This is a genomic window from Mesorhizobium sp. M7A.F.Ca.CA.002.15.2.1, assembly GCF_003998715.1.
Taxonomy (GTDB): Bacteria; Pseudomonadota; Alphaproteobacteria; order Rhizobiales; family Rhizobiaceae; genus Mesorhizobium; species Mesorhizobium ciceri.
Genome location: NZ_RZPI01000344.1, coordinates 1 through 5,794 on the forward strand (window position 1 = coordinate 1; position 5,794 = coordinate 5,794).

Consider the following 5,794-nt stretch of genomic DNA (forward strand, 5'->3'; position numbering starts at 1 on the left):
TTCATGCGCGATCTCGCCGGGCATATCGAGGACTACGCCGCGCGTCTGCCGCTTGTCGCCTCGTGCCGGATCCACAATCTCGCCGGTATCTCGCCGAACGCGCTGCAGAGCGCTGTCGAAAACCTGTCGCTCAGGGCCAATGGCGTTGGCGTGATCGCTGTCGATCATCCGCGTACGCGCAACATCCTGCGCGACATCGTCGAAGCCGGCATGCGTGTGGTGACGCTGGTGTCCGATGTTCCGACGGCACCGCGCGCGGCCTATGTCGGCATCGACAACCGGGTGGCGGGACGAACGGCGGCGCTGCTGATGGGACGCTTCCTTGGCGGCCGCACCGGCCATCTGGCGATGGTCGTCGGCTCACGTTCCTATCGCGGCCACGAGGAACGCGAGATGGGTTTCCGCTCGGTGCTCAATGAGGAGTTTCCCAATCTGACCGTCAGCAGCGCCGTCGAGATCAACGACGAGCCCGATGCCAGCTACACCGAGACCATGAAGGCACTGCACGACGAGCCAGAGTTGCTCGGCATCTATTGCGTCGGAGCTGGACATTCGGGCGTTGCAAAGGCGATCCGCGAGGCCAGGCCGAACCGCAAGCCGGTGTTCATCTGCCACGACCTGACCAAGGACACGCGCGGTCATCTCGTCGACGATCTCGCCGATGTCGTCATCGACCAGAATGCGCGGCTGATCGCCGAGCAGTCGGTCATTCGCCTGCTCGGCTCGATTGCCTCCTCCGCACCCTATCTGACGCGCAAGTTCATCGAACCGCGCTTGATCTTCAGGGAAAACGTGCCGGTGCAGTGAAGCAGGCGGCCTGCAAAAATGCCTGTTGCCGGATTTGTATGATAATTGGCACGGCAAATCTGCACAGCAGCTATGCAAGTTTCTTTGTTGCCGAATCGTTGGGCAACTCGTAGGTTCTGGTTGTCGGCCATCTACTCCTCCCAGATGCGATGCCGACGCTGAATGGGGTGCACCTCCTCCCGCGCCACATTCGAAAATCGAGCCCGCTGCCACCTCCTCCCGGCAGCGGGCTTTTTTCGTTTGGCCGCCGGAGTTTCCATACCGCCTGGGTCAACGGCGTACGCGGCCCTCCGTCATAGAGCCGTAACCCGCCAACAATCGTGGCGAATCTCAACCGGCGGCAGCGCCCCGGAACGAAACGATCAGCCCTTCGGCCATGCGCACGAACTGGGTGCTCGGACCTTCGGTACCCACGGTCTGCACGCTGACACGCGCGCCCTCGAACAACAGCGACAGCGTATCGGCGAGCAGTTCGGCCTGACCAATGCCGGCATCCCGACATAGCGTCACAAGGCGCGCGCGCTGGGCTTCCTTGAGCTCCTTGATCACCAGCCTGGCCGGATGGTCCGGCTCGGTCAGCTCAGCGGCGGCGTTGGCCATGTCGCAGCCGCGGCCGTCCGCATTGAGCATGGCAGCCGCCTTGCGAACCCAGGCATGCAGTTGGGCAAGCTTGTCACCAGGGAATTCGGCCTCGAATGCTTCCCACATAGCGCCGGCCTTGGCCGCATTGGCGCGCAGGCATTCGACGATCAGTTCGTCCTTGGATTCGAAGTGACGATAGAGCGTCATCTTGTTCGTGCCGGCAGCTTCGGTGATGGCGTCGACGCCGACGCCCTTGATGCCATGCTTGTGGAACATGTCGCGTGCCGTCTCCAGGATCCGATCCCGGGGACGAGAGCGCTCCACGATGCCGTCTGCCATCATGATCTCCTTTCGTTTCCAAAAAACCCTCGGCCACCTCTTGACTAGGGTGTTACCGGTCTGTAACTTCCAGAATGTTACTTACTGGTAACACCTATATCGTCCACCGTCAATAACAAGGCCGTGAACGGCCCTGCCAGACGAGAGGGGCGAGAAACTGCCAATCATGCGGCCTCGGCCGGTGAAGAGATGAAAACGGTTCGCGAGCACGGGCTGCGAATCGACAGACAAGGAGCCGGCCATGCCACAGCGCCGCGATCTTACCATAGATGAAGCCGTCCGGGATCCGATGATCCGGCTGGTCATGAAAGCCGATGGCGTCGACCCGCGCGCCTTCGAGACGATGTTGCGCTCGCTCGCCGATACGCAGCGTGGCGAGGTGCCGTTGCTGCGTTCGCGGGACGGCCTCGGTGACAAGCGCGGCCAAAGGCTGTCCAGGGTTGCCAGCGCCTTCGGGCGGGCAACAGCAGCCGGAGAGGCGTGCGTGTCGTGGTAAACTTTTTCATTCACCGTCCGATCTTCGCCTCGGCGATCGCCATCATCATGGTGCTCGCCGGGTCGATTTGTTATTTCCTGCTGCCCGTCTCGCAGTTTCCCGACATCACGCCGCCGCAGGTCGTGGTCAGCGCCCATTATCCGGGCGCCAGCGCACAAGTGGTGGCCGACACGGTGACGACGCCGCTGGAGCAGCAGATCAACGGCGTGCAGGGCATGACCTACATGTCGTCGACGAGTTCCAATGACGGCTCCTCGACCATCACCATCACCTTCGATGTCGGCTATTCGCTGAGCACCGCCGCCGTCGACGTGCAGAACCGCGTCTCGCAGGCCGCCTCGTCGCTGCCGGCGATCGTCAACCAGGGCGGCGTGACGATCAAGAAGCAGAATCCGAACTTCGTCCTGATCGTCAACCTGACTTCGCCCGACAGTTCGGTCGATCCGGTGGCGCTGAGCAACCTTGCCTATCTGCAGGTGGTCGACCCGCTGAAGCGGCTGCCCGGCGTCGGCGACGTGCAGATCTTCGGCGAGCGGCGCTATTCGATGCGCGTCTGGCTCGATCCCGACAAGCTCGCCAATCTCGGCATCACCGCCGTCGATGTGCAAAACGCCATCGCCGAACAGAACGTCCAGGTGGCGGCCGGCAAGATCGGCCAGTCGCCGGCACCCGCCGGCACCGCCTTCGAGATGCAGGTCAACGCCGTCGGCCGCTTGAGCGATCCCAAGGAATTCGGCGACATCGTCGTGCGCGCCAACACCGATACCGGCTCGCTGGTCAGGCTGCGCGACGTCGCCCGCATCGAACTCGGCGCGCTGCAATATTCGTCGTCTGCCTTCTTCGGTAAAGACCCGACCGTGGTGCTTGCCGTTTACCAGATGCCCGGCTCCAACGCGCTCGATCTGCAGCAGCGCGTCAAGGACAAGATGCAGGAGCTGTCGGGCCGTTTCCCGAAGGGCGTGTCCTATGCGATGCACTACGACACCACCCGTTTCGTCTCGGCGTCGATGCATGACGTGCTGATCACGCTCGGCGAAGCGCTGGTGCTGGTCGTCGCCGTGGTGTTCCTCTTCCTGCAAAGCTGGCGCACGACGATCATCCCGACCATCGCCATTCCGGTGTCGCTGGTGGCGACGCTGGTCGTCATGGAGATGCTCGGCTTCTCGCTCAACATGCTCTCCCTGCTCGGCATGGTGCTGGCGATCGGCCTCGTCGTCGACGACGCCATCGTCGTGGTCGAGAATGTCGAACGACAGCTGGAGGCCGGGCTCAAACCGCTTGCGGCGACCAAGGCCGCAATGACCGAGGTCACCGGCCCGATCATCGCCACCACCGCGGTGCTGATGGCGGTGTTCGTGCCGGTCGCCTTCATTCCCGGCGTCTCCGGCAAGCTCTACAACCAGTTCGCACTGACGGTGGCGATCTCCGTCGGCATCTCCGCCTTCAACTCGCTGACGCTGAGCCCCGCGCTCAGTGCCGCCTTCCTGCGGCATCGCGGCGAAACGCAGTTCGCCCCGTTCCGCTGGTTCAACACCGGCTTCGACAGGCTGTCGCACGCCTATGCCAATGGTGTGCGCATCCTCATCCGTTTGCGCTGGATCATGCTCGGCCTGTTCGCGGCGGGGCTGGTCGCCACCTACTTCGTCTGGCAGCGCCTGCCCTCGACCTTCCTTCCGGTCGAGGACCAGGGCTATTTCTTCGTCGTCATCCAGTTGCCCGACGGCGCATCGCTGGAACGCACCGACGCGGTGGCGCAGAAGGCACGCGACATCCTGCAGGCGACGCCCGGCGTCGACATCGTCGGCTCGATCAGCGGCCTGAACTTCCTGACCAGTGCCGCGCAATCGAATTCGGCGGTCGAATTCGCCATCCTGAAGCCATGGGAGGAGCGGGGCCCCGACCAGAGCGCATCGAAGCTCGTCGCCGATGTGCGCGGCAAGCTGATGCAGATCCCGGAAGCCTTCGCGCTGAGCTTCGATCCGCCGTCGATCCCCGGTATCGGCACGACGGGCGGCTTCGAATTCGTCGTCGAGGATCTGACCGGCCGCGGCAGTTCAGCCCTCAACGATGCGACGCAAGCCGTGATCGCCGAGGCGCGCAAGCAGCCGGAAATCAACCCGCAGCAGCTGTTCTCGCCGTTCTCGACCTCGACGCCACAGTTCAACTACGACCTCGACCGCAGCAAGGCCAAACTGCTCGGCCTCAACCTGCCCGATGTCTTCAACACGCTGCAGATCTATCTCGGCTCGCTCTACGTCAACGACTTCAACCTGTTTGGCCGCACCTTCCGGGTGACCATCCAGGCCGACAAGGATGCACGTGCAGGTGCCGCCGACATTTCGCGGCTCTATGTGCGCAATGCCTCCGGCGGCATGGTGCCGCTCTCGACGCTGGGCAAACTCGTGCCCTTCGTCGGCCCGGAGACCGTGCCGCACTACAACAACAATGCCTCGGCCTCGATCAATGGCGGCGCCGCACCGGGCTTTTCCTCCGGCCAGGCGGTTGCCGCCATGGAACGGGCCGCTGCAACCGCGCTGCCAAGGGATTTCGGTTTCGAATGGACCGGCATCACCTTCCAGGAGCTCAAGGCAGGATCGATCGCGTCCGTCGTCTTCGGCCTCGCCATTGTCTTCGTCTTCCTGATCCTGGCGATGCAGTATGAGAGCTGGGCGATGCCGTTCATGGTGCTGTTGGCGGTGCCACTGGCCCTGTTCGGCGCCTTCGCAGCGTTGTTGCTGCGTGGCATGCAGATCGACGTCTACTCGCAGATCGGCTTCGTCATGCTGATCGGCCTGGCGGCCAAGAATGCGATCCTGATCGTCGAATTCGCAAGGCGACGGCGCGAGGAAGGCCTCAGCATCGTCGACGCGGCGATGGAGGCGGCACGGCTCAGGCTGCGGCCGATCCTGATGACGGCCTTCGCCTTCATCCTCGGCGTGCTGCCGCTGATGTTTGCGACCGGCGCCGGTGCGGCAAGCCGGCAGTCGATCGGCACCACCGTGTTCGGCGGCATGGTCGCGGCGACCATCCTGTCGCTGGTGTTCGTGCCGGTGTTCTACGCGGTCATCGAACAGCTGCGTGAACGCCGCGGCAAAGACGAGCCCACCTCTCAAGACAATGAACCAACTGCTGAGCACGCTTTACCGCCCCTGGCGGAAGCGGCCGAATAAGATTGGAGACTGATCATGCGTAAATGGAAAATCGCGTTGGGAACGGCTGTCGCGCTGGGTGCGATCTCGGTGGCCAGCGTCCACCTGCTCGATATGGGCAATCTCAGCCTCAATGCCGGCACGGCAGGTGCGGCGCCCGCCCCGGCGGCGTTCGTCATGCCGGTGCCGGTGGTCAGCGTCGTCAAGAAGACGATCCCGATCTACCTCGACTATGCCGCGCGGACAGAGCCGATCCGCAGCATCACCTTACAGGCGAGGATTCCCGGCTATCTGCAGGAGCAGACCGCAGCCGACGGCGTCGACGTCCGGCAAGGCGATCTTCTCTACAAGATCTCGCCTGACGACTTCCAGGCGGCGCTCGACCAGGCCAAGGCCCAAGTGCAGCGCGACACGGCGACGC

General features: G+C 63.5%; 5 protein-coding genes. 4 read left to right on the top strand and 1 reads right to left on the bottom strand.

Annotation, left to right across the window (positions count from 1 at the left end):
* Window positions 1–807, top strand: an 807-nt coding sequence (locus ENZ74_RS19205; RefSeq protein WP_127312925.1) for a substrate-binding domain-containing protein, incomplete at its 5' end; no start/stop codon positions are given.
* A gap of 330 nt (window positions 808–1,137) precedes the next feature.
* Here the strand turns inward: ENZ74_RS19205 and ENZ74_RS19220 are convergent.
* A complete protein-coding gene (locus ENZ74_RS19220; RefSeq protein ID WP_013532873.1) occupies window positions 1,138–1,728 on the bottom strand; it encodes a TetR/AcrR family transcriptional regulator in 591 nt (196 codons plus the stop codon).
* Window positions 1,729–1,969: 241 nt separating this feature from the next.
* Here ENZ74_RS19220 and ENZ74_RS19225 point away from each other — a divergent pair, with 241 nt between their 5' ends.
* From ENZ74_RS19225 to ENZ74_RS19235, 3 genes are all read left to right on the top strand, one after another.
* Window positions 1,970–2,224, top strand: a complete 255-nt coding sequence (locus ENZ74_RS19225) for a hypothetical protein (RefSeq protein WP_024502614.1) — start codon at window positions 1,970–1,972, stop codon at window positions 2,222–2,224.
* Window positions 2,218–5,394 carry a multidrug efflux RND transporter permease subunit gene (locus tag ENZ74_RS19230; protein ID WP_024502613.1) on the top strand — a complete coding sequence of 1,059 codons (3,177 nt, stop codon included), beginning with the start codon at window positions 2,218–2,220 and terminating at the stop codon, window positions 5,392–5,394. Before ENZ74_RS19225 ends, ENZ74_RS19230 begins: the two co-directional genes overlap by 7 nt.
* 15 nt (window positions 5,395–5,409) lie before the next feature.
* Window positions 5,410–5,794: biotin/lipoyl-binding protein (locus ENZ74_RS19235; RefSeq protein WP_127312926.1), on the top strand; the 385-nt coding region annotated here is incomplete at its 3' end.